This window comes from Terrabacter sp. P5_B1, assembly GCF_056400505.1.
This window is the reverse complement of sequence record NZ_JBFULD010000015.1, coordinates 1-25,904: the sequence shown is the minus strand read 5'-3', so window position 1 is coordinate 25,904 and position 25,904 is coordinate 1. Positions and strand designations below refer to the sequence as shown.

20 protein-coding genes and 3 rRNA genes are annotated in these 25,904 nt (G+C 68.1%); 8 read left to right on the top strand and 15 right to left on the bottom strand.

Annotated features, from left to right (window positions below; translation table 11 throughout):
• A partial coding sequence (locus AC1DP0_RS02490) for an antitoxin (RefSeq protein ID WP_478082316.1) occupies positions 1–391 on the bottom strand: 391 nt, incomplete at its 3' end.
• A 119-nt stretch (positions 392–510) separates the two neighbouring features.
• On the opposite strand from AC1DP0_RS02490, the gene AC1DP0_RS02485 reads away from it, so the two are divergent.
• Complete coding sequence (locus tag AC1DP0_RS02485) at positions 511–732, top strand: hypothetical protein (protein WP_478082315.1); 222 nt, start codon at positions 511–513, stop codon at positions 730–732.
• Here AC1DP0_RS02485 and AC1DP0_RS02480 read toward each other — a convergent pair whose 3' ends face one another.
• Complete coding sequence (locus AC1DP0_RS02480) at positions 733–2,145, bottom strand: NAD(P)H-quinone dehydrogenase (RefSeq protein WP_478082314.1); 1,413 nt, start codon at positions 2,143–2,145, stop codon at positions 733–735.
• A gap of 90 nt (positions 2,146–2,235) precedes the next feature.
• Here AC1DP0_RS02480 and AC1DP0_RS02475 point away from each other — a divergent pair, with 90 nt between their 5' ends.
• Both AC1DP0_RS02475 and AC1DP0_RS02470 read left to right on the top strand, forming a co-directional pair.
• Positions 2,236–3,069: a purine-nucleoside phosphorylase gene (locus AC1DP0_RS02475; RefSeq protein ID WP_478082313.1), complete on the top strand. Its 834-nt coding sequence runs from the start codon at positions 2,236–2,238 to the stop codon at positions 3,067–3,069.
• A complete protein-coding gene (locus AC1DP0_RS02470) occupies positions 3,069–4,754 on the top strand; it encodes a phospho-sugar mutase (protein ID WP_478082312.1) in 1,686 nt (561 codons plus the stop codon). The genes AC1DP0_RS02475 and AC1DP0_RS02470 overlap by 1 nt, the downstream gene beginning before the upstream one ends.
• 51 nt (positions 4,755–4,805) lie before the next feature.
• Here AC1DP0_RS02470 and AC1DP0_RS02465 read toward each other — a convergent pair whose 3' ends face one another.
• On the bottom strand, positions 4,806–5,447 hold the full coding sequence (locus AC1DP0_RS02465) for a PH domain-containing protein (RefSeq protein WP_478082311.1): 642 nt from the start codon (positions 5,445–5,447) through the stop codon (positions 4,806–4,808).
• 55 nt (positions 5,448–5,502) lie between these two features.
• On the opposite strand from AC1DP0_RS02465, the gene deoC reads away from it, so the two are divergent.
• From deoC to AC1DP0_RS02440, 5 genes are read left to right on the top strand one after another with little or no spacing between them, the layout of a single operon-like run.
• On the top strand, positions 5,503–6,489 hold the full coding sequence (gene deoC / locus AC1DP0_RS02460) for a deoxyribose-phosphate aldolase (RefSeq protein WP_478082310.1): 987 nt from the start codon (positions 5,503–5,505) through the stop codon (positions 6,487–6,489).
• A gap of 41 nt (positions 6,490–6,530) precedes the next feature.
• Positions 6,531–8,003: an aldehyde dehydrogenase family protein gene (locus AC1DP0_RS02455; protein ID WP_478082309.1), complete on the top strand. Its 1,473-nt coding sequence runs from the start codon at positions 6,531–6,533 to the stop codon at positions 8,001–8,003.
• Positions 8,000–8,887 (top strand): aldehyde dehydrogenase family protein, encoded by an 888-nt coding sequence (locus AC1DP0_RS02450; protein ID WP_478082308.1) that lies wholly within the window; start codon positions 8,000–8,002, stop codon positions 8,885–8,887. Before AC1DP0_RS02455 ends, AC1DP0_RS02450 begins: the two co-directional genes overlap by 4 nt.
• 4 nt (positions 8,888–8,891) lie before the next feature.
• On the top strand, positions 8,892–9,548 hold the full coding sequence (locus tag AC1DP0_RS02445) for a uridine kinase family protein (protein ID WP_478082307.1): 657 nt from the start codon (positions 8,892–8,894) through the stop codon (positions 9,546–9,548).
• Positions 9,545–10,234, top strand: a complete 690-nt coding sequence (locus AC1DP0_RS02440) for an aspartate/glutamate racemase family protein (protein ID WP_478082306.1) — start codon at positions 9,545–9,547, stop codon at positions 10,232–10,234. The genes AC1DP0_RS02445 and AC1DP0_RS02440 overlap by 4 nt, the downstream gene beginning before the upstream one ends.
• Before the next feature lie 12 nt (positions 10,235–10,246).
• Here the strand turns inward: AC1DP0_RS02440 and AC1DP0_RS02435 are convergent, their stop codons facing one another.
• The 12 genes from AC1DP0_RS02435 to AC1DP0_RS02380 all read right to left on the bottom strand — a co-directional run.
• Positions 10,247–11,386: an adenosine deaminase gene (locus AC1DP0_RS02435; protein WP_478082305.1), complete on the bottom strand. Its 1,140-nt coding sequence runs from the start codon at positions 11,384–11,386 to the stop codon at positions 10,247–10,249.
• Positions 11,387–11,394: 8 nt separating this feature from the next.
• Complete coding sequence (locus tag AC1DP0_RS02430) at positions 11,395–11,799, bottom strand: cupin domain-containing protein (protein WP_478082304.1); 405 nt, start codon at positions 11,797–11,799, stop codon at positions 11,395–11,397.
• Between the two features lie 93 nt (positions 11,800–11,892).
• Positions 11,893–12,009: ribosomal RNA gene (gene rrf / locus AC1DP0_RS02425) — 5S ribosomal RNA — on the bottom strand.
• A gap of 115 nt (positions 12,010–12,124) precedes the next feature.
• Positions 12,125–15,265: ribosomal RNA gene (locus AC1DP0_RS02420) — 23S ribosomal RNA — on the bottom strand.
• Between the two features lie 387 nt (positions 15,266–15,652).
• Positions 15,653–17,174, bottom strand: a 16S ribosomal RNA gene (locus tag AC1DP0_RS02415).
• The 16S, 23S and 5S rRNA genes sit together here, the layout of an rRNA operon.
• A 712-nt stretch (positions 17,175–17,886) precedes the next feature.
• Positions 17,887–19,176, bottom strand: a complete 1,290-nt coding sequence (locus AC1DP0_RS02410; protein ID WP_478082303.1) for a thymidine phosphorylase — start codon at positions 19,174–19,176, stop codon at positions 17,887–17,889.
• Positions 19,177–19,233: 57 nt separating this feature from the next.
• Entirely contained in the window at positions 19,234–19,650 is a 417-nt protein-coding gene (locus AC1DP0_RS02405; protein WP_478082302.1) for a cytidine deaminase, read from the bottom strand.
• Positions 19,647–20,921 (bottom strand): ABC transporter permease, encoded by a 1,275-nt coding sequence (locus AC1DP0_RS02400; protein WP_478082301.1) that lies wholly within the window; start codon positions 20,919–20,921, stop codon positions 19,647–19,649. The genes AC1DP0_RS02405 and AC1DP0_RS02400 overlap by 4 nt, the downstream gene beginning before the upstream one ends.
• Positions 20,918–22,039 (bottom strand): ABC transporter permease, encoded by a 1,122-nt coding sequence (locus AC1DP0_RS02395; protein ID WP_478082300.1) that lies wholly within the window; start codon positions 22,037–22,039, stop codon positions 20,918–20,920. Before AC1DP0_RS02395 ends, AC1DP0_RS02400 begins: the two co-directional genes overlap by 4 nt.
• Entirely contained in the window at positions 22,036–23,646 is a 1,611-nt protein-coding gene (locus tag AC1DP0_RS02390; protein ID WP_478082299.1) for an ABC transporter ATP-binding protein, read from the bottom strand. Before AC1DP0_RS02390 ends, AC1DP0_RS02395 begins: the two co-directional genes overlap by 4 nt.
• Positions 23,647–23,860: 214 nt before the next feature.
• Positions 23,861–24,919 (bottom strand): BMP family lipoprotein, encoded by a 1,059-nt coding sequence (locus tag AC1DP0_RS02385; RefSeq protein WP_478082298.1) that lies wholly within the window; start codon positions 24,917–24,919, stop codon positions 23,861–23,863.
• Between the two features lie 108 nt (positions 24,920–25,027).
• The coding region (locus AC1DP0_RS02380; RefSeq protein ID WP_478082297.1) for an amidohydrolase at positions 25,028–25,904 on the bottom strand (877 nt) is incomplete at its 5' end.

Below are 25,904 nucleotides of genomic sequence, written 5' to 3'. Positions count from 1 at the left end.
GGCCTGGACCGCCGGGCAGGTGCGGGTCGACCGGGGCGGGATCGTTCGGGTCGACCGGAGGCATCGGCTCGACGGGTCCGGGGCCGGGCTCCGGCGACGGGACCGGCCCTGGCGTCGGGACCGGCTGCGGTGTGGCCGGCGGCTGCGGGGTGCCCGGCGGCGTGGGAGGCACGGGCGGCTCCGGAGCAGCCGGCGGGATCGTGCCGTCGGCATCGGCGTCGGACGGCAGGCCGAGCGTCTCCTTCAGCTTGTCGCTGCCCTGGTCGATCTTGTCGGAGTACTTGCCCCCGGTGCGCTCGTTGATGAGCTCCTCGGCCTTGTCGAGTCCCTGCTGAGCCTGCTCGGGATGGCCCTTGACGAAGTCCTTGGCCTTCTGGATCCAGTCGCTCACTGCGTGTGCCTCCACGGTCCGACCTGCTCAGGACCACCGTCCCATGATGGGGGCGGCGACCCTGACGAGACGACGACGCCGTCACAGGCCCGACGCTACGCCTCTGGCACACTTCTCATGTGCTTGCCACCCTCCAGGCCGCGACGACCGCCCCGCCCGTCTTCTCCGCGACGAACCTCGTCATCCTCGTCATCCTGGGCGCGATCTTCTACCCGCTGCAGAAGAAGCTCCGCGAGTCGGTGTCCCGCCGCCGCCGCGAGCGCTGGGCCGAGGAGGACCGCCTCGCCGAGCTCGAGCGCGAGGAGCGCGACCGGCCGCCGTCGACGGATGAGCCCGGCTGATCAGTCGGACTGGTGCAGCTGGCGCGCCGCCTCGGCGATCGAGCCGGACAGCGACGGGTAGACCGTGATGGTGCTCGACACCTGGTCGACGCTGAGCCGGTTCTGCACGGCGAGCGCGACGGGGTAGATCAACTCGGACGCCTTGGGAGCCACGACGACGCCGCCGAGCACCGCGCCGTAGCCCTTGCGGCAGAACAGCTTGACGAAGCCCTCGGAGATGCCCTGCATCTTGGCGCGCGGGTTGCGGCCGAGCGGCAGCGTCACGGACTCCACGTCGGGTGACGCGTCGGCGGCGTTCTGGCTGATGCCGACGGTCGCGATCTCGGGCTCGGTGAAGACGTTGGCGGCGACCCCCCGCACGTTGAGGGGTGACACGGCGTCGCCGAGGGCGTGCCACATCGCGATGCGTCCCTGCATGGCCGCCACGGACGCCAGAGGCAGCACGCCCGTGCAGTCGCCGGCGGCATACACCCCGGGGGCGCTCGTGCGGGAGACCCGGTCGACCTGGATGTGCCCGGAGGGGCTGAGCTCGACACCGGCCTCCTCGAGGCCAAGTCCCGCCGTGTTGGGCACCGACCCGACGGCGAGCAGGGCGTGTGAGCCCTCGACGGTGCGCCCGTCGACGAGGGTGACGACGACGCCGTCGGCGGTGCGCTCGACCGAGGCGGCTCGCGACTTGTTGAGCACCTCCATGCCGCGCTTGCGGAAGACGTCCTCGATGACCGTGGCGGCGTCCGCGTCCTCACCCGGCAGCACCCGGTCGCGGGACGACACGAGGACGACCTGCGAGCCGAGGCCGAGGTAGGCCTGGGCGAGCTCGGCGCCGGTGACGCCGGACCCGATGACGACGACGCGCTCGGGCAGCTCGTCGAGGGAGTAGATCTGCTGCCAGGTCAGGATCCGCTCGCCGTCTGGGCGCATCGTGTCCATGACCCGCGGTGCGGCGCCGGTGGCGAGGAGGACGACGTGGGCGGGCAGCTCGCGCGTCGTGCCGTCCGCGAGCTCGGTGACGACACGCTCGCGTCCCGCGATCCGGGCCGTGCCGCGCAGCACCGTGACGCCGACCTGCTCGAGGCTGCCCTGGATGTCGGCGCTCTGCGCGGCGGCGAGCTCGAGGATCCGGCCGTTGACGGTGTGCGGCTGGGCGACCGCGTCGGAGACCTCGTCGCCGTCGTCGTCCTGCAGCCGCACGCCGAGGTGGGACGCCGTCCGGAAGTCGGACATGTAGTCGGCGGTGGCGATGAGGGCCTTGCTCGGCACGCAGTCGGTGAGCACGGCTGCCCCGCCGAGGCCGTCCTTCTCGACGACGGTGACCTGGGCTCCGAGCTGGGCGGCGACGAGGGCCGCCTCGTAGCCTCCGGGGCCGCCGCCGATGATGACAACCGACGTCTCGCGCGTGATCACGGGGTCCATCCAACCATCCCCGGGGGCGGCGCCGACCGGGCCCCGGGGGCCGCCCGGGATTCGTGCCCGGGGGCGGACGACCTCGCTAGAGTCCTGAGCGTGACCCGTTCCCACCGTGATCTCAGTGACCCCGACACCGACCCCTTCGACGTCGCCGCCGACGCCGCCGCCGTCATCGCGGAGCGCACCGGCGTCGCCCACCACGACGTCGCGCTCGTGCTCGGCTCGGGGTGGGGCCAGACGGCCGACCTCATCGGCGAGACCCTCGCGACCGTCGAGAACGCCGACGTCCCGGGCTTCCACGCGGCCGCGGTCGCGGGCCACTCGGGCAGCATGCGCTCGGTCGCCATCGGTGACACCGGGCGGCGCGCCCTCGTCTTCGGCACCCGCACCCACTTCTACGAGGGCCGCGGCGTACGCGCCGTCGTCCACGGGGTCCGCACGGCCAAGGCCGCGGGGTGCTCCACCATCGTGCTCACCAACGGCTGCGGCGGCCTCAACCCGGCGTGGAGCCCCGGCACCCCGGTCCTCATCCGCGACCACATCAACCTCACGGCGCACTCCCCCATCGAGGGCGCCAACTTCGTCGACCTCACCGACCTCTACACGCCGCGCCTGCGCGACCTCGCGCGAGAGGTGGACGGAGACCTCGACGAGGGCGTCTACGTCCAGTTCCGCGGGCCGCACTACGAGACGCCGGCCGAAGTGCAGATGGCGAAGGTCATCGGCGGCGACCTCGTCGGCATGTCGACGACGCTCGAGGCCATCGCAGCCCGCCAGAGCGGTCTCGACGTCCTCGGCATCTCGCTCGTGACCAACCTCGCGGCCGGGATCTCCGACCAGCCGCTCAGCCACGCCGAGGTGCTCGAGGCGGGTCAGGCCGCGGCCGAACGCTGCGGGCGCCTGCTCGCCGACGTCGTGGGTCGCCTCTGATGACCACTCCCGACACCGCCGAGACGTTGTATGCCGCCGCGCGGGCCTGGCGCGACGACGACCCCGACCCGACGACGCGAGCCGAGCTCGACGGCGTCCTCGCCCGGGCCTCGGACGGCGACGAGGTGGCGGCCGCCGACCTCGCCGACCGCATGTCGGGCCTGCTCGAGTTCGGCACGGCCGGGCTGCGGGGGGCGCTCGGCGCCGGCCCCAACCGGATGAACCGCAGCGTCGTCATCCGAGCGGCAGCCGGCCTCACGGCATACCTCAAGGACGAGGGCCGGGTCGAGGAGTCGCCCACGGTCGTCATCGGCTTCGACGCGCGCTACAACTCCGACGTCTTCGCCCGCGACACCGCGGCCGTCGTCGTGGCCGCCGGGGGTCGGGCGCTGCTGCTCCCCCAACCGCTGCCGACGCCCGTCCTCGCCTTCGCCATCCGCCACCTCGGCGCCGACGCCGGCGTCATGGTCACCGCGAGCCACAACCCGCCGCAGGACAACGGCTACAAGGTCTACCTCGGGGACGGCAGCCAGATCGTGCCGCCGGCGGACAGCCAGATCGCCGCCCACATCGCGCGGGTGGAGCGGGTGGCCGACGTGCCGCGCGCATCGGACGGCTGGAAGACGCTGGGCGACGACCTCGTCGAGCACTACGTCGACGCCGTCGTCAGCGTCGTCGACCCCGCGTCGCCCCGCGACCTGCGCACGGTCCACACCAGCCTGCACGGGGTCGGTCACACAACGGTGCACACCGCCTTCGTCCAGGCCGGATTCCCGGCTCCGGTCGTCGTGGACGAGCAGGCGGTGCCCGACCCGGACTTCCCGACCGTCGCCTTCCCCAACCCCGAGGAGAAGGGCGCCATCGACCTCGCGCTCGCCCGCGCCCGTGCGGTGGGGTGCGACCTCGTCATCGCCAACGACCCCGACGCCGACCGGTGCGCGGCAGCGGTCCTGGACCCGGCCCTCGGGGACTGGCGGATGCTGCGGGGCGACGAGGTCGGCGCGCTGCTCGGGGCCCACATCGTGCGACGGGGCGTCTCGCGACGCGACGTCTTCGCCAACTCGATCGTGTCCTCGCGCCTGCTCGCCTCGATCGCCAAGGCGGCCGGACTACGCCACGAGGAGACCCTGACCGGCTTCAAGTGGATCTCGCGGGTCGACCGCCTGCGCTACGGCTACGAGGAGGCCCTCGGCTACTGCGTCGCACCGCAGATCGTCCGCGACAAGGACGGCGTCAGCGCCGCCCTGCTGCTCGCCGAGCTCGCGGCCACGCTCAAGGCCGACGGGCGCACCCTCACCGACCTGCTCGACGAGCTCTACGTCGAGCACGGTGTGCACGCCACCGACTCCTTCTCCGTGCGCGTGTCGGACCTCGCCCAGACGGAGACGCTCATGGCGCGCCTGCGGGCCGAGCCGCCGACGACCGTGGCCGGCGTCGAGGTCACCCGCACCGACGACCTCAGCCGCGGCGACGGCGGACTGCCGCCCACCGAGGGACTGCGCTACCACCTCGCCGACCGCTCCCGGGTCATCGTCCGTCCGAGCGGCACCGAGCCCAAGGTCAAGGTCTACCTCGAGGTCATCGAGCCCGTCGCGACGGCAGCCACGCTCGCGGAGTCACGCGCGGTGGCCGAGACCCGTCTCGCCCGCGTCCGCGCCGACTTCGAAGCCCTGACGTCCCTCTGAGGGGGGCCCACCCGCGTACGCCCCTGACGTCGGGGTGCGCGGGTGGCGAGGTCAGACGACGAAGGTCCCGATGACGAAGAAGGCGGTGGCGGCCAGCAGCAGGCCGACGGCCACCGGGTCCCACGTCTGGTGGGCGATGCGAGGGGTGCGGCCGTCCTTGCGCCGACGATCGGCACCGATGCGCTCCTCGACCTCGGCGGCGACCGCCTGCGCCTCGACCTTCGAGGTCGCCGGTGTCTCCGTGGTCCCCTTGCCGCGGACCTTGTTGGCCCCGAGCGTCAGCAGGCCGCGACCGTGCCTCGGGCGACCGGGATCGGCCGGAACCCCCCACGCGGTGTAGCGCCGGCCGTCGACGACGAGCTCGAGCGCCCAGCGCGAGCGGACCTCGGTGATGGCCGGCCACGTCACGTCGACGACGCGCAGCGGGTTGACGATGCGGATCCCCTCGGCGTGGATGACGGCGCAGGGCCGGACGACGAAGAGCCAGATCAGCACGAGGGCGAGCACGACGGTCGAGATGAGGGTCCAGCTGCGCGGCGCGGTGAGCAGGGCCGGGACGAGCAGGGCGAGTCCGGCGAGACCGCCGAGCACGCCGACGACGACCGCGGACCCGGGACGCAGCGTCCGCGCGTCGCGCAGCTCCGGCTGACGGACGGGGGGCTCGGCGGGCGGCTGGGGCACTTCGGGACTCACGGTGAGACTCTCTCACGCGTCACGGCCCGTCTCACCAGGCGGATAGACTCCGGTGGTGACAGTTAGCACCACGACGCGCACCGCGCAGGACCTCACCGCCCAGGCGCGGGACGTCCTCGGGGTGTCACGCCTGACCAACCATGCCCTGACCTCGTGGCTGCACGGCCTGCCCGGTGTCGACCAGGTCGGCTGCGAGGCGCGGGCCGCCGCGCTCGGCACCCGCTCGGTCAAGACGACGAGCAAGGCCTGGGCCATCGACACCGCCATCGGGATGATCGACCTGACCACGCTCGAGGGCTCCGACACCGTCGGCAAGGTGCGCTCGCTGTGCGCCAAGGCCCGCGTGCCCGACCCGCTCGACCCGACGACGCCCCGGCCCGCCGCGGTCTGCGTCTACGGCGACATGGTCGCCACCGCGAAGGCGGCCCTCGGCGACAGCGGCATCCACGTGGCAGCGGTCGCGACGGCCTTCCCGTCGGGCCGCGCGAGCATGGCCGTCAAGCTCGCCGACACCCGCGACGCCGTCGAGGCCGGCGCCGACGAGATCGACATGGTCATCGACCGGGGCGCGTTCCTCTCGGGCGACCACCTCACGGTCTTCAACCAGATCGCCGAGGTCAAGGCCGCCTGCGGCGCCGCCCACCTCAAGGTCATCATGGAGACCGGCGAGCTCGTCACCTACGACAACGTCCGCCGCGCGTCCTACCTCTCGATGCTCGCGGGCGCCGACTTCATCAAGACGTCCACCGGCAAGATCCAGCCGGCGGCCACGCTGCCCGTCACCCTGATCATGCTCGAGGCCGTGCGCGACTGGCGCGACCTCACGGGCAGCCAGGTCGGGGTCAAGCCGGCCGGCGGCATCAAGACCACCAAGGACGCCATCAAGTACCTCGTCATGGTCAACGAGATCGCCGGCGACGACTGGCTCTCGCCCGAGTGGTTCCGCTTCGGGGCCTCGAGCCTGCTCAACGACCTCCTCCTGCAGCGCCAGAAGCTCACCACGGGTGCCTACTCCGGCGCCGACTACGTGACGATCGACTGACCACCGCGCCTCACACGACCGCGCCCACGAAAGACACCCTGATGCCGAAGTTCGAGTACGCCCCCGCGCCGGAGTCGCGCGCCATCGTCACGATCGAGAAGTCCTACGGCCTCTTCATCGACGGCGCGTTCACGCGCCCCGAGGCGACCTTCCCGACGATCAACCCCGCGGACGAGACGGTCCTCGCCGAGGTGAGCCAGGCCGGCCCCGAGGACGTCGACAAGGCCGTCACCGCCGCCCGGCGCGCCTACGACGGCGTCTGGGGCCGGATGAGCGGCGCTGAGCGGAGCAAGTACCTCTTCCGCATCGCCCGCATCCTGCAGGAGCGCGCCCGCGAGTTCGCCGTGCTCGAGTCGCTCGACAACGGCAAGCCGATCAAGGAGACCCGCGACTTCGACGTCCCCACGGCCGCCGCGCACTTCTTCTACCACGCGGGCTGGGCCGACAAGCTGGAGTATGCCGGCCTCTCCACTCCCGGGAGCGCCCCCGCCCGCGCGCACGGCGTCGTCGGGCAGATCATCCCGTGGAACTTCCCGCTGCTCATGCTCGCGTGGAAGGTCGCACCGGCCCTGGCCACCGGCAACACCGTCGTGCTCAAGCCGGCCGAGACCACACCGCTGAGCGCCCTGCTCTTCGCCGAGGTCTGCCAGCAGGCCGAGCTGCCCGCCGGTGTCGTCAACATCGTCACCGGCGACGGCCGCACGGGCCAGGCGCTCGTCGAGCACCCGGACGTCGACAAGATCGCCTTCACGGGCTCGACCGAGGTGGGCAAGACCATCGCCCGGTCGATCGCCGGCACGGCCAAGAAGGCCACCCTCGAGCTCGGCGGCAAGGCCGCGAACATCATCTTCGACGACGCCCCCATCGAGCAGGCCGTCGAGGGCATCGTCGGCGGCATCTTCTTCAACCAGGGCCAGGTCTGCTGCGCCGGGTCGCGCCTGCTCGTGCAGGAGAACGTCCACGACCAGGTCATCGCCAAGCTGAAGCGACGGCTCGAGACGCTGCGCGTCGGCGACCCGCTCGACAAGAACAGCGACCTCGGCGCGATCAACTCGCGCGAGCAGCTCGACCGCATCACGGCCCTCGTCGACGCGGGCGTCGCCGAGGGCGCCGAGCGCTGGAGCCCGGCCTGCACGCTGCCGACCAAGGGCTTCTGGTACCCCCCGACGCTGCTCACCGGCGTCTCGCAGACCCACCGGGTCGCGACGGAGGAGATCTTCGGGCCGGTCCTGACCGTGCTCACCTTCCGCACGCCGCAGGAGGCGGTCGCCAAGGCGAACAACACGGCATACGGCCTCTCGGCGGGGGTCTGGACCGAGAAGGGCTCGCGCATCCTCTGGATGGCCGACCAGCTCAAGGCCGGCGTCGTCTGGGCCAACACCTTCAACCGCTTCGACCCCAGCTCGCCCTTCGGCGGCTACAAGGAGTCCGGGTACGGCCGCGAGGGCGGTCGGCACGGGCTGGAGGCCTACGTGACCACTGCACCTGCGACCCTGACGGGAGCCACCCGATGAGCCGCCTCGACGTGCGCAAGACCTACAAGCTCTACATCGGCGGGAAGTTCCCCCGCAGCGAGTCCGGCCGCTCCTACGAGGTCGTCTCGGCCTCCGGGCAGTTCCTCGCCAACGCCTCGATGGGCTCGCGCAAGGACGTGCGCGACGCGGTCGTCGCCGCGCGTGGCGCCTACTCGGGCTGGGCGGGAGCGACGGCGTTCAACCGCGGCCAGGTGCTCTACCGCGTGGCCGAGGTGCTCGAGGGGCGCCGGGCCCAGTTCGTCGACGAGATCAGCGCCGGCGAGGGCCTCACGGCCCGCGCGGCCTCCGCCGTCGTCGACGCCGCGGTCGACCGCGTCGTCTGGTACGCCGGGTGGACCGACAAGATCGCCCAGGTGCTCGGCAACCTCAACCCGGTCGCCGGGCCCTACTTCAACGTCTCGGCGCCCGAGCCGACCGGAGTCGTCGGCGTGCTTGCGCCGCAGGCCTCCTCACTGCTCGGTCTCGTCTCGGTCGTGGCCCCCGTCATCGCCACGGGCAACACCGCGGTCGTCGTCACGTCGGCCGACCGCCCGCTGCCGGCCATCACCTTCGGCGAGGTGCTCGCGACGTCCGACGTCCCGGGTGGCGTCGTCAACCTCATCACGGCGCGCACCGCCGAGGTTGCCTCGTGGCTCGCCTCGCACCGCGACGTCAACGCGATCGACCTGACCGGTGTCGCCGGCGCCGAGGGGGTCGACTGGGCTGCCCTCGAGGCGGACGCGGCAGGCAACCTCAAGCGCGTCCTGCGCCCGACCGTGCAGGACGGCGAGGCGGTCGAGCCCGACTGGACCGCCGACCCGGGTCTGTCCCGCATCCGCGCCTTCGTCGAGACGAAGACCGTCTGGCACCCCAAGGGTCTCTGAACCGGTGGGCGGGGACGAGGCGTCGGCCGACCACCGGCCCGGCGTTCACGGGCGGCGCCGCGCCATCCTCCTGACCGGTCCCAGCGGGGCCGGCAAGAGCCGCCTTTCCGCTCGGCTCAGTGCCGCGCACGGGTGGCCCGTCGTCCGCCTGGACGACTTCTACCGCGAGGACCACGACCCGAGGCTGCCGCGCTCTCCCCTGGGCATCCCCGACTGGGACCACCCCGACTCCTGGGACACGGAGTCCGCGGTCGACGCCCTCCGCCGGCTCGTCGACGACGGCCGCGTCGAGGTCCCCGTCTACGACATCGGCGCGTCCGCGGTGACGGGCCGGCACGTGCTCGAGGCGCGCCCCAGCGACTACGTCCTCGCCGAGGGGCTCTTCGCCGGCCGGCTCGTGGAACCGCTCGGTCGTGAGGGGCTGCTCGCCGACGCCCTGTGCGTGCGGCAGAACCGCACCCTGACGGCGCTGCGCCGCTTCGTGCGCGACCTGTCCGAGCGACGCAAACCGCCGCACATCCTGGTGCGCCGCGGACTCGCCCTGTGGCGCGACGAGCTCCACGTCGTCGCCGAGGCCGAGGCGGACGGGGCACGGTGCATCCACCCGCGCCAGGCCGAGGCCGAGCTCGGGGCCCTGCTGCGGGCGGGCAGCACGCCGTGAAGCTCGTCGGTTTGCTCGGTGGCATGAGCTGGGAGTCGAGTGCGGAGTACTACCGCCTCGCCAACGAGCTCGTGCGTGACCGTATGGGCGGGCTGGCCTCCGCCCGGTTGCTGCTCCACTCCGTCGACTTCGCCGAGATCGAGCGCCTGCAGGCCGAGGACCGGTGGGACGAGGCCGGCGTGCTGCTCGCCAGTGCCGCGGCCGGGCTCGAGGCCGGCGGGGCCGAGCTGCTCGTCCTCTGCACCAACACGATGCACCGGGTGGCTCCCGCCATCGAGGCTGCGGTCACGATCCCGCTGCTGCACATCGGCGACGTGACTGCAGCCGCGGTGCGGGCGGCGGCAGTCGGTCGCGTGGGCCTGCTCGCGACGGCATACACGATGGAACAGCCGTTCCTACGTGACCGTCTCGCCGGCCACGGGCTCACGGTCATCGTCCCCGAGGCCGACGACCGCGCTCTGGTCCACCGGGTCATCTACGACGAGCTGTGCCTCGGCATCGTCACCGAGGAGTCCCGGCAGGCCTACCGCCAGGTGATCGGACGACTGGTGGCCGCCGGCGCGGAGGGGATCATCCTCGGCTGCACGGAGATCGAGCTCCTCGTCGACCAGACGGACTCGGCGGTGCCCGTCTTCCCGACGACCCGCCTGCACGTCGAGGCCGCGATCGCAGCGGCGCTCGGGTGACGGGCGGGTGCGTCAGTAGCCGAGGGCGGCATACCCCGGCTTGATGACGCCGTCGATGAGCTCGAGACGCTCGTCGAAGGGGATGAAGGCCGACTTCATCGCGTTGATCGTCACCCAGCGCAGGTCCTCGAGGGTCCAGTCGGCCTCGTCGCGCAGGAGCGTGGCCTCCCTCGTCATCGACGTGCCGCTCATGAGGCGGTTGTCGGTGTTGAGGGTGACGCGGAACCGCAGGCGGCCCAGCAGGGTGATCGGGTGCAGCGCGATGGACGGGGCCGCCGAGGTCTGCAGGTTGCTGCTCGGGCACATCTCCAGGGGGATGCGCTTGTCCCGGACGTAGGCCGCCAGTCGACCCAGTCGAACCCGGCTGAGCTCCAGCGACGTCAGCGCTGCAGGGTCGTCCTGGTTGCCCTCGACCCACTCGGCGAAGGGCGAGCCGTCGATGGTGATGTCATCGACGATCCGCACGCCGTGCCCCAGCCGGTCCGCGCCGCACCACTGGATGGCTTCCCAGATCGACGGAAGGCCGAAGGCCTCGCCCGCGTGGATGGTGAAGTGGAAGTTCTCGCGACGAAGGTACTCGAACCCGTCGAGGTGACGGGTGGGCGGGTAGCCCGCCTCGGCCCCGGCGATGTCGAAGCCCGAGACCCCCTCGTCGCGGTAGCGGATCGCGAGCTCGGCGATCTCGGTGGACTTGGCGGCGTGCCGCATGGCCGTCAGCAGGGACGTCACCCGGATGGGGTGGCCGGCGGCTGCGGCCTTGGCCTCGCCGTCGCGCAGGCCGGCGTTGACCGCCTCGACGACGCCCTCGAGCGTCAGGCCACGCGTCAGGTGCTGCTCTGGGGCGTAGCGGCTCTCGGCGTAGACGACGCCATCGGCGGCGAGGTCCTGCGCGCATTCGCTCGCCACGCGGTAGAGGCCGTCGCGGGTCTGCATGACGGCCAGGGTGTGGTCGAACGTCTCGAGGTAGCGCGGGAGGGAGCCGGAGTCGGCGCTCTCCCGGAACCACGTGCCGAGTGCTTCGGCCTCGGACGCGGGAAGGGCGTCGTAGCCGGAGTCGGCAGCCAGCTCGATGATGGTCTGCGGACGCAGGCCGCCGTCGAGGTGGTCGTGCAGCAGCACCTTGGGTGCCTGGCGAAGGTCGTCCAGGCTCATGGGCTGGCTCACGCTTCCGTTCCGGCGGTGTCCTCGTCGGCCTCATCGTCCTCGTCGCGGTGCACGGTGTGCGGGCTGAAGGCCGGGAGGCAGACCGCGACGTACTCCGCGCCCTCGGGGCCGCACGAGTAGCGGATGCGCTCTCCCCCGCGGGTGATGACCGACTGTCCGGCGGTCACCTCGAGCGCGCCACCGTCGTGGTCGACGACCACCGTTCCGGCGAGCACGAGCGTGACCTCGTCGAACTCGGGCGTCTGGAAGGGCTCGGACCAGCCGGCGGGTGCAACCATGCGGGCGACCGACACCGAGGCCTGCAGGCCGGCGTCGGGGGTGTTGACGGCGCCGACGTGCTCGTCGATGACCTTGCCGCCAGGAACGGGGATACGGGTCGGAGAGGGGATGAGTTCAGGCACGATCCCAACCCTAGACCCAGACAGAGGCCGAGGGAAAAGGGTCTGGAAAGGCGACAACCCCGCCGGTTACCCGGCGGGGTTGTCTGAAAGTGTGTCCGGCTGCGTCCTACTCTCCCACACCGTCACCAGTGCAGTACCATCGGCGCTGAAGGGCTTAGCTTCCGGGTTCGGAATGGAGCCGGGCGTTTCCCCTTCGCTATGACAGCCGAAACTCTATGGAGATATCAATTCAGTGGGCGCGAACCACGRCACGGTCGTAGCGTGTGGTGGTTCGCGGTTCCCGTTTGTATCTCGGGAACCGCACAGTGGACGCGTAGCATCTTTGTAAGTCAAGTTATCGGCTTATTAGTACCGGTCAGCTCCACACATTGCTGTGCTTCCACATCCGGCCTATCAACCCAGTAGTCTAGCTGGGAGCCTCTCGCCCTCGCGGGCCTGGAAACCTCATCTTGAAACGTGCTTCCCGCTTAGATGCTTTCAGCGGTTATCACTTCCGAACGTAGCTAATCAGCGGTGCTCTTGGCAGAACAACTGACACACCAGAGGTTCGTCCATCCCGGTCCTCTCGTACTAGGGACAGCCTTTCTCAAGTTTCCTACGCGCACAGCGGATAGGGACCGAACTGTCTCACGACGTTCTAAACCCAGCTCGCGTACCGCTTTAATGGGCGAACAGCCCAACCCTTGGGACCTACTCCAGCCCCAGGATGCGACGAGCCGACATCGAGGTGCCAAACCATGCCGTCGATATGGACTCTTGGGCAAGATCAGCCTGTTATCCCCGGGGTACCTTTTATCCGTTGAGCGACGGCGCTTCCACAAGCCACCGCCGGATCACTAGTCCCGACTTTCGTCCCTGCTCGACATGTCTGTCTCACAGTCAAGCTCCCTTGTGCACTTACACTCGAAACCTGATTACCAACCAGGCTGAGGGAACCTTTGGGCGCCTCCGTTACCTTTTAGGAGGCAACCGCCCCAGTTAAACTACCCACCAGGCACTGTCCCTGATCCGGATCACGGACCGAGGTTAGATATCCAGAACGACCAGAGTGGTATTTCAACGTTGACTCCACCATCACTGACGTGACAGCTTCACAGTCTCCCACCTATCCTACACAAGCCGTACCGAACACCAATACCAAGCTGTAGTAAAGGTCCCGGGGTCTTTCCGTCCTGCTGCGCGTAACGAGCATCTTTACTCGTAGTGCAATTTCGCCGAGTTCGTGGTTGAGACAGTGGAGAAGTCGTTACGCCATTCGTGCAGGTCGGAACTTACCCGACAAGGAATTTCGCTACCTTAGGATGGTTATAGTTACCACCGCCGTTTACTGGCGCTTAAGTTCTCAGCTTCGCCGTGAGGCTAACCGGTCCCCTTAACGTTCCAGCACCGGGCAGGCGTCAGTCCGTATACATCGTCTTGCGACTTGGCACGGACCTGTGTTTTTAGTAAACAGTCGCTTCTCCCTGGTCTCTGCGGCCGATCACGCTCAGACAGCAAGTGTCGTCACGATCAGGGCCCCCCTTCTCCCGAAGTTACGGGGGTATTTTGCCGAATTCCTTAACCACGATTCACTCGATCGCCTTGGTATTCTCTACCTAACCACCTGAGTCGGTTTGGGGTACGGGCGGCTCGAACCTCGCTAGAAGTTTTTCTCGGCAGCATAGGATCACCCTCTTCCCGCATTCGCGGTCACTATCAGGTCTCAGGCTTGCAATCGAATGCAGCGATCCGGATTTGCCTGGATCGCGCCCTACACCCTTGGACGTGGACAACCATCGCCACGCGGAGGCTACCTTCCTGCGTCACTCCATCGCTTGACTACTACGAGATCGGGTCGTGCGCTCCACACGCCCGTTGGACCCGAAGGTCCGGTGGGCGTGCTTCAGGCACTTAGCATCACACGGTTCGTCATGGGCGGTTCTTCGCCGGTTCCGGAATATCAACCGGATGTCCATCGACTACGCCTGTCGGCCTCGCCTTAGGTCCCGACTTACCCAGGGCAGATTAGCTTGACCCTGGAACCCTTGGTTATTCGGCGGACGGGTTTCTCGCCCGTCATTCGCTACTCATGCCTGCATTCTCACTCGTGTGGCCTCCACGGCTGGTTCACACCGCCGCTTCCCTGGCCACACGACGCTCCCCTACCCATCAACACGCCTGGACACCGAACCCGCAGGTGTCGGTGCCGAGCAAATATGTCAATGCCACAGCTTCGGTGGTGTGCTTGAGCCCCGCTACATTGTCGGCGCGGAATCACTTGACCAGTGAGCTATTACGCACTCTTTAAAGGGTGGCTGCTTCTAAGCCAACCTCCTGGTTGTCACAGCAACTCCACATCCTTTCCCACTTAGCACACGCTTAGGGACCTTAGCTGGTGATCTGGGCTGTTTCCCTCTCGACTACGGAGCTTATCCCCCGCAGTCTCACTGCCACGCTCTCACTTACCGGCATTCGGAGTTTGGCTAACGTCAGTAACCTGGTGAGGCCCATTAGCTATCCAGTAGCTCTACCTCCGGCAAGAAACACGTGACGCTGCACCTAAATGCATTTCGGGGAGAACCAGCTATCACGGAGTTTGATTGGCCTTTCACCCCTACCCACAGCTCATCCCCTCAGTTTTCAACCTAAGTGGGTTCGGTCCTCCACGCAGTCTTACCTGCGCTTCAACCTGGCCATGGGTAGATCACTCCGCTTCGGGTCTAGACCCAGCGACTCAAACGCCCTATTCGGACTCGCTTTCGCTACGGCTTCCCCACACGGGTTAACCTCGCCACTGAGCACTAACTCGCAGGCTCATTCTTCAAAAGGCACGCTGTCACCCCACACGCCCAACGGCGGGAGGCTCCAACGGATTGTAGGCACACGGTTTCAGGATCTATTTCACTCCCCTCCCGGGGTACTTTTCACCTTTCCCTCACGGTACTTGTCCGCTATCGGTCACCAGGGAATATTTAGGCTTAGCAGGTGGTCCTGCCAGATTCACACGGGATTTCTCGGGCCCCGTGCTACTTGGGAAATCCACCGGGAGTCCACACCATTTCGTCTACGGGGGTCGCACCCTCTATGCCGAGCCTTTCAATGCTCTTCGACTATGACGCAGATTTCTTACTCCCTGCTGGCCTGTCAGAGCCAACTGGCGGGTCCCACGACCCCGGACGTGCAACGCCTGACAGCTATCACACACGCCCGGTTTAGCCTCATCCGCTTTCGCTCGCCACTACTCACGGAATCACATGTTGTTTTCTCTTCCTGTGGGTACTGAGATGTTTCACTTCCCCACGTTCCCTCCACACACCCTATATATTCAGGTGCGGGTGACTGGACTTGCCTCCAGCCGGGTTTCCCCATTCGGAAATCCTCGGATCACAGTCTGGTTATCGACTACCCGAGGCTTATCGCAGATTCCTACGTCCTTCTTCGGTTCCTGGTGCCAAGGCATCCACCGTGTGCCCTTAAAAACTTGAACACTACAAAGATGCTCGCGTCCACTGTGAAGTTCTCAAAATACAACCGGCACCCCACACCCCACACGAGAACCTCGCATGATCGGTAGGGCCCACGACCAGAAGAAACCAGCCGGCACACCACCAGACCCACTCCCTCAGGAGCAGGCCCGGCACTGCGTCGTCCGATCCTTCAGGACCCAACAACGTGTCAGGCACCATCCCCGGAACCACCACCTCGTTCCACTGCGATCCCCCCACGAAAGGAGGACCAGCTTGTACTTGAGGGTCGGTGACCAGGTCGGCGCCAACTAATCGATGTTCCACCCTTGAGCACCCGCTGCCCCACACTCGGGGACAGACCGGGCTCTGCCACCACCAGCGGAGCCGGCGGTGGAGATGCTCCTTAGAAAGGAGGTGATCCAGCCGCACCTTCCGGTACGGCTACCTTGTTACGACTTAGTCCCAATCGCCAGTCCCACCTTCGACGGCTCCCCCCACAAGGGTTGGGCCACCGGCTTCGGGTGTTACCGACTTTCGTGACTTGACGGGCGGTGTGTACAAGGCCCGGGAACGTATTCACCGCAGCGTTGCTGATCTGCGATTACTAGCGACTCCGACTTCATGGGGTCGAGTTGCAGACCCCAATCCGAACTGAGACCGGTTTTTTGGGATTCGCTCCACCTCGCGGTTTCGCAGCCCTTTGTACCGGCCATTGTAGCATGCGTGAAGCCCAAGACATAAGGGGCATGATGATTTGACGTCATCCCCACCTTCCTCCGAGTTGACCCCGGCAGTCTCCTATGAGTCCCCACCATGACGTGCTGGCAACATAGAACGAGGGTTGCGCTCGTTGCGGGACTTAACCCAACATCTCACGACACGAGCTGACGACAACCATGCACCACCTGTACACCAGTCCGAAGACGCACCCATCTCTGAGTGATTCCGGTGTATGTCAAGCCTTGGTAAGGTTCTTCGCGTTGCATCGAATTAATCCGCATGCTCCGCCGCTTGTGCGGGCCCCCGTCAATTCCTTTGAGTTTTAGCCTTGCGGCCGTACTCCCCAGGCGGGGAACTTAATGCGTTAGCTGCGGCACGGATCTCGTGGAATGAGACCCACACCTAGTTCCCAACGTTTACGGCATGGACTACCAGGGTATCTAATCCTGTTCGCTCCCCATGCTTTCGCTTCTCAGTGTCAGTAATGGCCCAGAGACCTGCCTTCGCCATCGGTGTTCCTCCTGATATCTGCGCATTCCACCGCTACACCAGGAATTCCAGTCTCCCCTACCACACTCTAGTCTGCCCGTACCCACTGCAAGTCCGAGGTTGAGCCTCGGATTTTCACAGCAGACGCGACAAACCACCTACAAGCTCTTTACGCCCAATAATTCCGGACAACGCTCGCACCCTACGTATTACCGCGGCTGCTGGCACGTAGTTAGCCGGTGCTTCTTCTGCAGGTACCGTCACTTGCGCTTCTTCCCTGCTGAAAGAGGTTTACAACCCGAAGGCCGTCATCCCTCACGCGGCGTCGCTGCATCAGGCTTTCGCCCATTGTGCAATATTCCCCACTGCTGCCTCCCGTAGGAGTCTGGGCCGTGTCTCAGTCCCAGTGTGGCCGGTCGCCCTCTCAGGCCGGCTACCCGTCGTCGCCTTGGTGAGCCACTACCTCACCAACAAGCTGATAGGCCGCGAGTCCATCCCAGACCGAAAAACTTTCCACACCATACGGATGCCCGTTGGTGTCATATCCGGTATTAGCTCCGGTTTCCCGGGGTTATCCCAGAGTCTGGGGCAGGTTACTCACGTGTTACTCACCCGTTCGCCACTGATCAGACCAAGCAAGCTTGATCGTCACCGTTCGACTTGCATGTGTTAAGCACGCCGCCAGCGTTCGTCCTGAGCCAGGATCAAACTCTCCGTTGATGTTCAAACACCCACACACGCCCCAAAAAGGCGCCGCGAGCAAAMTTTGAACCCATGAAGGGCTCGAAAACCCGACTGAAGTCGAACAACCAGCTCAAAAAGAGTTGATCATTCAGTTTCAACCAAAGGATAATTCGCCCAAAACCAGACCCATCACCAGAACGGCAACCGGCCCAGCCCCGAGACGAGGTAATTGGCATCGATTTTTGACACGCTGTTGAGTTCTCAAGAATCGGACACACACCATCAACCAACTCAGTGAGCCAGCCTCCGGGGCAACCCTTCAAACTTACCCGCCACACCTCAACCAGTCAAACCCGCGAACCGCCCCACAGGGACGACCGGATCCAACCCGCCTGGTCTCAGCGGTCCTGCTCACCGAAGCCTACCGGATCAACCGGAGCACCTCAGCCACCCCAACGAGCTGCTCGACCAGGTCGAGCGCCACACCGGGGCGATTCAGAACCCTACCGGACGAACCGGACTGCTCTGAACCATGATGGCCAACCCCGGGACCGGCCAACTTCGCTCACGATCACTCGCTCGCGGTGGCGTCCGTTCCTCCCTGTCGGGCTGACGAAGAGAACACTAACCCGCCCCTCCGGAGAAACACAAATCCGCCCCTCCCCGGCCCAGCGCCCGGCCCCGATTGGGCCTCTGACCTGCGGAAACCGCACAGATCGCGGCCTTTGCGCACCCGGGGACCGACGCGTCAGGACACGCGGTCGATGACGATCGGGGGCAGGTCCGGACGCGAACCCTCCGGGGCGATCGTGAAGCCGCCCTCGAGAGCCTCGAGAGCGCGGGCGAAGCGCTCGGGTTCGTCGGTGTGCAGGGTCATCAGCGGCTCTCCCCCGCGCACGGTCGCACCCGGCTTGTGGTGCAGTTCCACGCCGGCGCCGGCCTGGACCGGGTCCTCCTTGCGGGCGCGACCGGCCCCGAGGCGCCACGCGGCCACGCCCACCGCGAGAGCGTCCAGCTGGACGAGCACTCCGTCGGCGGGGGCAAGCACGTGGTGCGTCTCCTTAGCCGTCGGCAGCTCTGCGTCGGGGTCTCCCCCCTGGGCGCGGATCATCCGCCGCCAGACGTCCATGGCCCGACCGTCCGCGATGACGTCCGCCGGGTCGATGTCGGAGCGCCCCGCTCCGGCGACCATCTCGCGCGCGAGCGCCAGGGTGAGCTCGACGACGTCGCCGGGTCCCCCGCCGGCCAGGACCTCGACCGACTCGCGCACCTCGAGGGCGTTCCCCGCGGTGAGCCCGAGGGGGGTTTCCATGTTGGTCAGCAACGCGACCGTGTGCACGCCGGCGTCCGTGCCGAGACGGACCATCGTCTCGGCGAGCTCGCGCGCCTGGTCCAGCTGCTTCATGAACGCCCCGGACCCGACCTTGACGTCGAGGACGAGCGAGCGGGTGCCCTCGGCGATCTTCTTGCTCATGATCGAGGTGGCGATGAGCGGCACGCACGACACGGTCCCCGTGACGTCACGCAACGCATACAGCTTCTTGTCGGCGGGGGCCAGACCCGTGCCGGCCGCGCAGATGACGGCCCCGACGTCCTCGAGCTGGTGCAGCATCTGCTCGTTCGTCAGGTCGGCGCGCCACCCCGGGATCGACTCGAGCTTGTCGAGCGTGCCGCCGGTGTGCCCCAGCCCGCGGCCCGAGAGCTGGGGCACCGCCACGCCGCACGCGGCGACGATCGGTGCCAGGGGCAGGGTGATCTTGTCGCCCACTCCCCCGGTCGAGTGCTTGTCGCTCGTGGGGCGTGACAGGCCCGAGAAGTCGAGCCGCTCCCCCGAGCGGATCATCGCGTCGGCCCACCGGGCGATCTCGCGCGCGTTCATCCCGTTGAGGTAGATCGCCATCGCCAGAGCGGACATCTGCTCCTCGGCGACGGCGCCCCGGGTGTAGGCGTCGATGACCCAGTCGATCTGCGCGTCCGAGAGCTCCTCCCGGTCACGCTTGGCGGATATGACGTCGACGGCATCGAAGGCTTCGCTCACGGGAATCTCCTCACTCGGCCACGCGGGTCTGTCGGGGGACACGGGGGCGCCGGCCGTTCACAGCCGTGAGCCCCCGTGTGTCAGATCGTCGACGCCGAAGGCCTGCGGCAGCACCGACGACATGGGCAGCACCCCTTCGGGCGTCATGAGCAGGCACTCCGGGCCGCCGTTCTCCCACAGGAGCTGACGGCACCGACCGCAAGGCATCAGCGCCTTGCCGTCGGAGCCGACGCAGAAGACGGCCGTCAGCCGCCCTCCGCCGGTCGCGTGGAGCTCGGACACCATGCCGCACTCCGCGCAGAGAGCTACGCCGTAGGCGGCGTTCTCGACGTTGCAGCCGCCCACCACGCGGCCGTCGTCGACGAGCCCGGCCACGCCGACCCGGAACCGGGAGTACGGCGCGTAGGCCCGCTCCATGAGCTCGACGGCCCGCACGCGCAAGGCCTCCCAGTCGACGGGTGCCGGATCGGTCACGACGCCTCACCCTTGCGATACACGGCACCGTCGGCGGCCGGCATACGCAGTCGTTGTGAGGCGAAGGCGAGGACGAGCAGCGTCGCGACGTAGGGCGTCATGCCGGTGAACTCGTTGGGGACGCTGGGAGACGCCAGGAACCAGGCCATGGCCGCGACACCCATCACCACCATGGGCACGCCGGTGAAGGACTTGCCCCGACGACGCCGCACGAGCTGCCAGATCCCCCACGCGGCCAGGCCGATGGCGATCGGCAGGAGGTAGGCGTGGACCACGTCGCCACCGCCGCGCAGCTGCACCGCGTCGGTGTAGCCGAAGAGGGCCGCGCCGCCCGCGAGCCCGCCCGGGCGCCAGTTGCCGAAGATCATCGCGGCGAGGCCGATGAAGCCCCGACCACCGGTCTGGCCCTCGCGGTAGAGGTTGCTGGCGACGAGGACGAGGAAGCCCCCCGCCAGCCCCGCGAGACCGCCCGAGATGAGGACGGCCAGGAACTTGTAGCGGTAGACGTTGACACCGAGCGTCTCGGCCGCCACCGGCGACTCACCGCACGAGCGCAGCCGCAGGCCGAAGGCCGTGCGCCACAGCACCCACCACGTCACCACGAGCAGCAGCACCGCGATGACCGTCAGGACGTTGAGGTTGGTCGTGACCGCACGCAGCACGGCCGCGAGGTCGGACACGAGCCACCAGTGCTTCTGCTCGAGGGTCTGCAGCGGGTCGGAGACCCCGGGCACGGACAGGAACGGCAGCTGCTCCAGGGGCGGCGACTGCGTGGGGCCACCTCCCGGCAGGCCGGTGAACGTGCGGACCGCGAGGTAGGCGCCGGCGCCGAGGCCGAGGAGGTTGATCGCCACACCGGAGACGATGTGGTCGACACCGAAGACCACGGTGGCAAGGGCATGGACGGCGCCACCGACGACGCCCGTGAGGATCGCCCCGAGGATGCCGGCCCACGGGCCGTAGTGGTAGCCGAAGAACGCGCCACCCCACGTGCCCAGGATCATCATGCCCTCGAGGCCGATGTTGACGACGCCGGCCCGCTCGCTCCAGAGGCCACCGAGACCGGCGAGGCCGATGGGCACGGCCAGACCGATGGCAGCCATGAGGGCACCCGAGGAGTCGATGTCGTTGGCGCCGGTGAGGACGCGGACCGTCGAGAGGACGACGAGGCCGCCCACGACGATCGCGGCCCAGAACCACCGGGGTCGACCCCCGCGACTTGCTGCCGGCGGCGTGGCCGGGGCGGTCTCGGTCATGACGGAGGCGCTCATGCCACCGCTCCTTCCGTCGGTGCGCCGGCTTGCCGGGCGAGCTCGCTGGCGACACGCCGCTGCTCCAGGCGGACGTTCGCGCGGCGGACGACCTCGTAGGCGATGACGACGGACAGCACGATGACTCCCTGGATGACCAGCACGAGCCGGTCACTGACTCCAGCGGTGATCTGCAGGCCGTTGCCCTGGGCGTCGAGGTAGGCGAACAGCAGCGCGGCGAAGGCGATGCCGATGGGGTTGTTGCGACCGAGCAGGGCAATGGCGATGCCGGCGAAGCCGAGACCGGCCTGGACGGTGTCGCCGTAGACGTAGTCCTGCCCGAAGAGCAGCGGCATGCCGACGAGCCCGGCCGCGGCACCGGAGATGAGCATCGACAGGAGGACCATCCGCTTGACCTTGACGCCGCTCGCGACGGCCGCCGACTCGGACCGGCCGGTCGCGCGCAGGTCGAAGCCGAACCGCGTCTTGTTGATGACGAACCAGTAGAGGACGCCGACGAGGATGGCGAGCAGGATGAGGCCGTACATCTTGCTCGGCGTCGCGATGATGCCGTCGACCGAGATGCCGGGGACCCGGGAGTCCTGCGGCAGCGGCTTCGTGTTGGTCGCGTTGCTGCCCTGGACCTTCTCGGCGGTCTTGCCCAGCAGGAAGGCCACGAGGAAGGTGGCGATCGCGTTGAGCATGATCGTGGAGATGACCTCGGAGACGCCGCGCGTCACCTTGAGCACGCCGGCGATCCCGGCCCAGAGGGCTCCGGAGACCATCGCGACGAAGAGCGCCACGATGATGTTGAGCCAGCCGGGCAGCCAGCCCTGGCCCGCGAAGAGGGCCGCCGCGAACGAGGCGACGCGGTACTGGCCGTCGACACCGATGTTGAAGAGGTTCATCCGGAAGCCGATGGCCACGGCGATCGCCGACAGGTAGTAGACCGATGCGGCATTGACGATCGCGACGACCTGACGCGGCAGCGGTGCCTTGAACAGCTGGGCCCAAACCGCACCGACCGGGTCGCCGGCGACGAACAGGATGATGCTCGTCACCACGACGGCCACGACGATCGACAGCAGCGGCGCCGCGATCGCCATGACGATGCGGCGGGCGTCGAAGCGGGTGCTCATCGGGTCTTCTCCTCGTCGGTGCCGGCATCGTCGCCGGTGCGGGCATCGTCGTCGGCGGACGCGGACTGCGCCCCGGTCATGGCGGCGCCGAGCTCCTCGCGCGTCACGACGTCCGGGTCGAACTCACCGGACAGCTTGCCTCGCAGGATGACGCGGATCGTGTCGGACAGGCCGACGAGCTCCTCGAGGTCGGCCGAGATGAGCAGGACTCCCAGTCCGTTGCGGCGGGCGGCCTTGATGTGGTCCCAGATCGCCGCCTGCGCGCCGACGTCGACGCCGCGGGTCGGGTGCGCGGCGACGAGGACGCGCGGGTTGCGGCGCATCTCGCGGCCGATGATGAGCTTCTGCTGGTTACCGCCGGACAGCGAGCCCGATGTCACGTTGATCGAGGGGGTGCGCACGTCGAACTCGTCGACGATCGTCTCCGTCTCGCGCTTGGCCGCGCCCGCGTTGACGAGGACGTGGCCCGGGCCGGTGACGTTGATGGCCTCGGTCTGGTGGCCGAGGATGACGTTCTCCCAGAGCGGGGCCTCGAGGAGCAGGCCGTGGCGGTGCCGGTCCTCGGGGATGTAGCCGATGCCGGCCTCGCGGATCTCGCGGACCTGCCAGTCGGAGATGTCGACGTCGCCGAGCAGGATGCGGCCGCTCGAGGGCTCGCGCATGCCCATGATGACCTCGACGAGCTCGGCCTGGCCGTTGCCCTCGACGCCCGCGATGCCGACGATCTCGCCGGCGTGGATGGTGAGGCCGATGTCCTCGAGCAGCGCACGGCCGCCCGCCGGGTCGGCGAGCGACGTGTCCTCGATCGTCAGCATCGGGGTCTGTGTGACCGTCGACTCCTCGGTCGACGGCGACGGCAGCTCGGAGCCGACCATCAGCTCGGCGAGCTGGCGCGCCGTCACACCGGCCGGGTCGACCTCGGCGACGGTCGTGCCGCGACGGATCACCGTGATGGCGTCGGCGACCTTGAGCACCTCGTCGAGCTTGTGCGAGATGAACATGACGGTCAGGCCCTCGGACTTCAGCTCACGCAGGTTGTCGAAGAGCTCGTCGACCTCCTGCGGCACGAGGACCGCGGTCGGCTCGTCGAGGATGATGATCCGCGCCCCGCGGTAGAGGACCTTGAGGATCTCGATGCGCTGGCGAGCTCCCACGCCGAGGTCGGCGACGAGCGTGTCGGGCGGCACCTCGAGCCCGTAGGCGTCGGCGATCTCGCGGATCTTCGCGCGCGCTGCGTCGCCGATGCCGTGCAGCTTCTCGGCGCCGAGGACGACGTTCTCGAGGACAGTGAGGTTGTCGGCGAGCTGGAAGTGCTGGAAGACCATGCCGATCCCGGCGGCGATGGCGTCGGACGGCGAGCGCAGCTCGAGTGCCTTCCCGTCCACCTCGATCGTGCCCTCGTCGGGCTGCTGGACGCCGTAGAGGATCTTCATCAGCGTCGACTTGCCGGCGCCGTTCTCGCCGACGATGGCGTGGACCGTGCCCCGGTCGACGGTGAGCGCGATGTCCTTGTTGGCGACGACGCCCGGGAACCGCTTCGTGATGCCCTCGAGCCGGACGGCCGGGGCTCCGTGGTGGACGGCCGACGGGGGCCTGTCCCCGGTCACGGGCGTGTTGCTGACGATGACACACACTCCTCATGCGGGCCCGCCTCGACACGGGCGTCGATCGAGTATTGAACCAGCACTCGCGAACCTAACAAGCCGCGGTGCCGGGTGGGGGAAGTCTGGAAGATGCGACGGCCCGGGCGGCGCTGCTCGCGCCGCCCGGGCCGTCCGGTGGGACGACCGTCAAGGCCGTCCCCGTCCGGGCTCAGGATGATCAGGACTTCGGGACCGTGATCTCGCCCGAGATGATCTTCTGCTTGTACTCGTCCAGCTTGCTCTTGATGTCGTCGATGTGGCCACCGGTCGTGGAGTAGTCGACGCCGCCGGCCTTGAGGTCGAAGATCTTGTTGCCAGCCTTGAACGTGTTGTTCTTCACCGAGGTGATGAAGTCGAACACGCCGACGTCGACCTTCTTGATCATCGAGGTGATGATGACGTCGCGGACGTCGGCAGGGGCCGTCTTGGCCTGGTCGGAGTCGACGCCGATGGCCATCTTGCCGGCCGCCTTGGCCGCCGTGAAGACACCGCCGCCGGAGCCGCCAGCAGCGTGGTAGACGACGTCGGCGCCGCCCTGGTACATGCCGTCAGCCGCGGCCTTGCCCTTGTCGACCGAGTTGAAGCCGGAGAAGTCCGGCGGCTGCGTGAGGTACTTGACGTCGATCTTGACGTCCGGCTTGACCGCCTTGACGCCGGCCTCGAAGCCCTTCTCGAACTTCTTGATGAGGTCGGTCTGGACGCCACCGATGAAGCCGACGTGGTTGGTCTTGGTCTTGAGGGCTGCGGCAGCACCGACGAGGAAGGAGCCCTGCTCCTCGGCGAAGGTGATCTGGTCGACGTTGGGTCCGGCCGAGTCGGGCGACGCGTCGTCGACGATGGCGAACTTGACGTCGGGGTTGGCCTTGGCGGTGTCGCCGACGGCCTTGGCGTAGGCGAAGCCGACCGCGATGATGTTGTTGTAGCCGGCGTCGATGAGCTGCTGCAGGCGCTCCTTGCGGGCGGACTCCGACTCACCGTTGACCGCCGAGGCCTCCTTGACGTCGGCACCCAGCTCGGTCTTGGCCTTGTCCAGGCCCGCCGCGGCGGCGTCGTTGAACGACTGGTCACCACGACCACCCACGTCGTAGGCCATGCCGATCTTCAGCGAGCCGCCGGTGCCGGTCGAACCGCCTGAGGCGCCCGGGGACGTCGTGTTGCCGGAGTTGCTGCTGCCACAGGCGGCGAGCCCCAGCGAGGCGGCGGCGACAACGGCCGCGACCTTGGTTGCGTAACGCAAGTCGTGCTCCTTATTCCGCGGGCCGACGACGACATCAGCCCAGATGCACGGAACTGTAGACCCCGGGCCGAGAAGATCTGAGCACCTCGGGGCAACACGCAGGAAGTGTTACCGATCCGCGACCGCACCCAGCGGAGCCACCCCGGCAATGGTCGATGTGCCCGCCAGCTGGGCGGCTGCGGAGAAGACCACACCGGCCAGTGTGCGCGCCCCGACGACGATCGCGCCCTCGTCGATGACGAGGTCGCCGCGGTGCAGGTCGTAGGTCGGTCCGCCGGGCGCGCGGGTCCCGAGACGGGCCATGGCACCCTGAACATGGGTGAGGTACCACGCGAAGTCCTCGCCACCGAGCGACTGCGGCGTCTGGGCGACGAACGAGCCGGTGCCCGTGACCGCTGCCGTGAGCGCGTCGATGCAGCCGGCGTCGTTGACGACCGGGGGAACACCCTTGGTGATCGCGACGTCGGCCTGGACGGCATACGGCCTGACGACCTCGTGGACGACGGCCTCGAGGAGGCGCTCGACGCCGTCCCAGATGCTGGCGTCGAGCATGCGGAGGGTGCCGCCGACCTTGCCGGACGACGGGATGACGTTGGCGGCGCCACCGGAGTGGATCGACCCCCAGACGAGCGCCGCGCCCGCGCGCGGGTCGAGACGACGCGACAGCACGGCGGGCACGTCGGTGATGACCTTCGCGAGGGCATACGTCAGGTCCTGGGTCAGGTGCGGGCGCGAGGTGTGTCCGCCCCGTCCCGAGAGCGTGACCTCGATCTGGTCGGCCGCCGCCGTGATGGCGCCGACGCGCAGACCCACCTGGCCGGCGTCGAGGTTGGGGTCGCAGTGCAGCGCGAAGATGCGGTCGACCCCGACGAGTCCGTCCTGGGCCACGACGTCCTCCGCACCACCGGGCATGAGCTCCTCGGCGGGCTGGAAGACGAGACGTGCGCCCACACCGGCGGCCACGAGCCGGTGCTCGACTTCCTTG

Excerpts from the sequence above, each read along its gene's own strand:
- AC1DP0_RS02480 (WP_478082314.1), bottom strand. The coding sequence starts at position 2,145 with ATGGACCCCGTGATCACGCGCGAGACGTCGGTTGTCATCATCGGCGGC.
- AC1DP0_RS02470 (WP_478082312.1), top strand. The coding sequence starts at position 3,069 with ATGACCACTCCCGACACCGCCGAGACGTTGTATGCCGCCGCGCGGGCC.
- AC1DP0_RS02455 (WP_478082309.1), top strand. The coding sequence starts at position 6,531 with ATGCCGAAGTTCGAGTACGCCCCCGCGCCGGAGTCGCGCGCCATCGTC.
- AC1DP0_RS02450 (WP_478082308.1), top strand. The coding sequence starts at position 8,000 with ATGAGCCGCCTCGACGTGCGCAAGACCTACAAGCTCTACATCGGCGGG.
- AC1DP0_RS02435 (WP_478082305.1), bottom strand. The coding sequence starts at position 11,386 with ATGAGCCTGGACGACCTTCGCCAGGCACCCAAGGTGCTGCTGCACGAC.
- AC1DP0_RS02400 (WP_478082301.1), bottom strand. The coding sequence starts at position 20,921 with ATGAGCGCCTCCGTCATGACCGAGACCGCCCCGGCCACGCCGCCGGCA.
- AC1DP0_RS02395 (WP_478082300.1), bottom strand. The coding sequence starts at position 22,039 with ATGAGCACCCGCTTCGACGCCCGCCGCATCGTCATGGCGATCGCGGCG.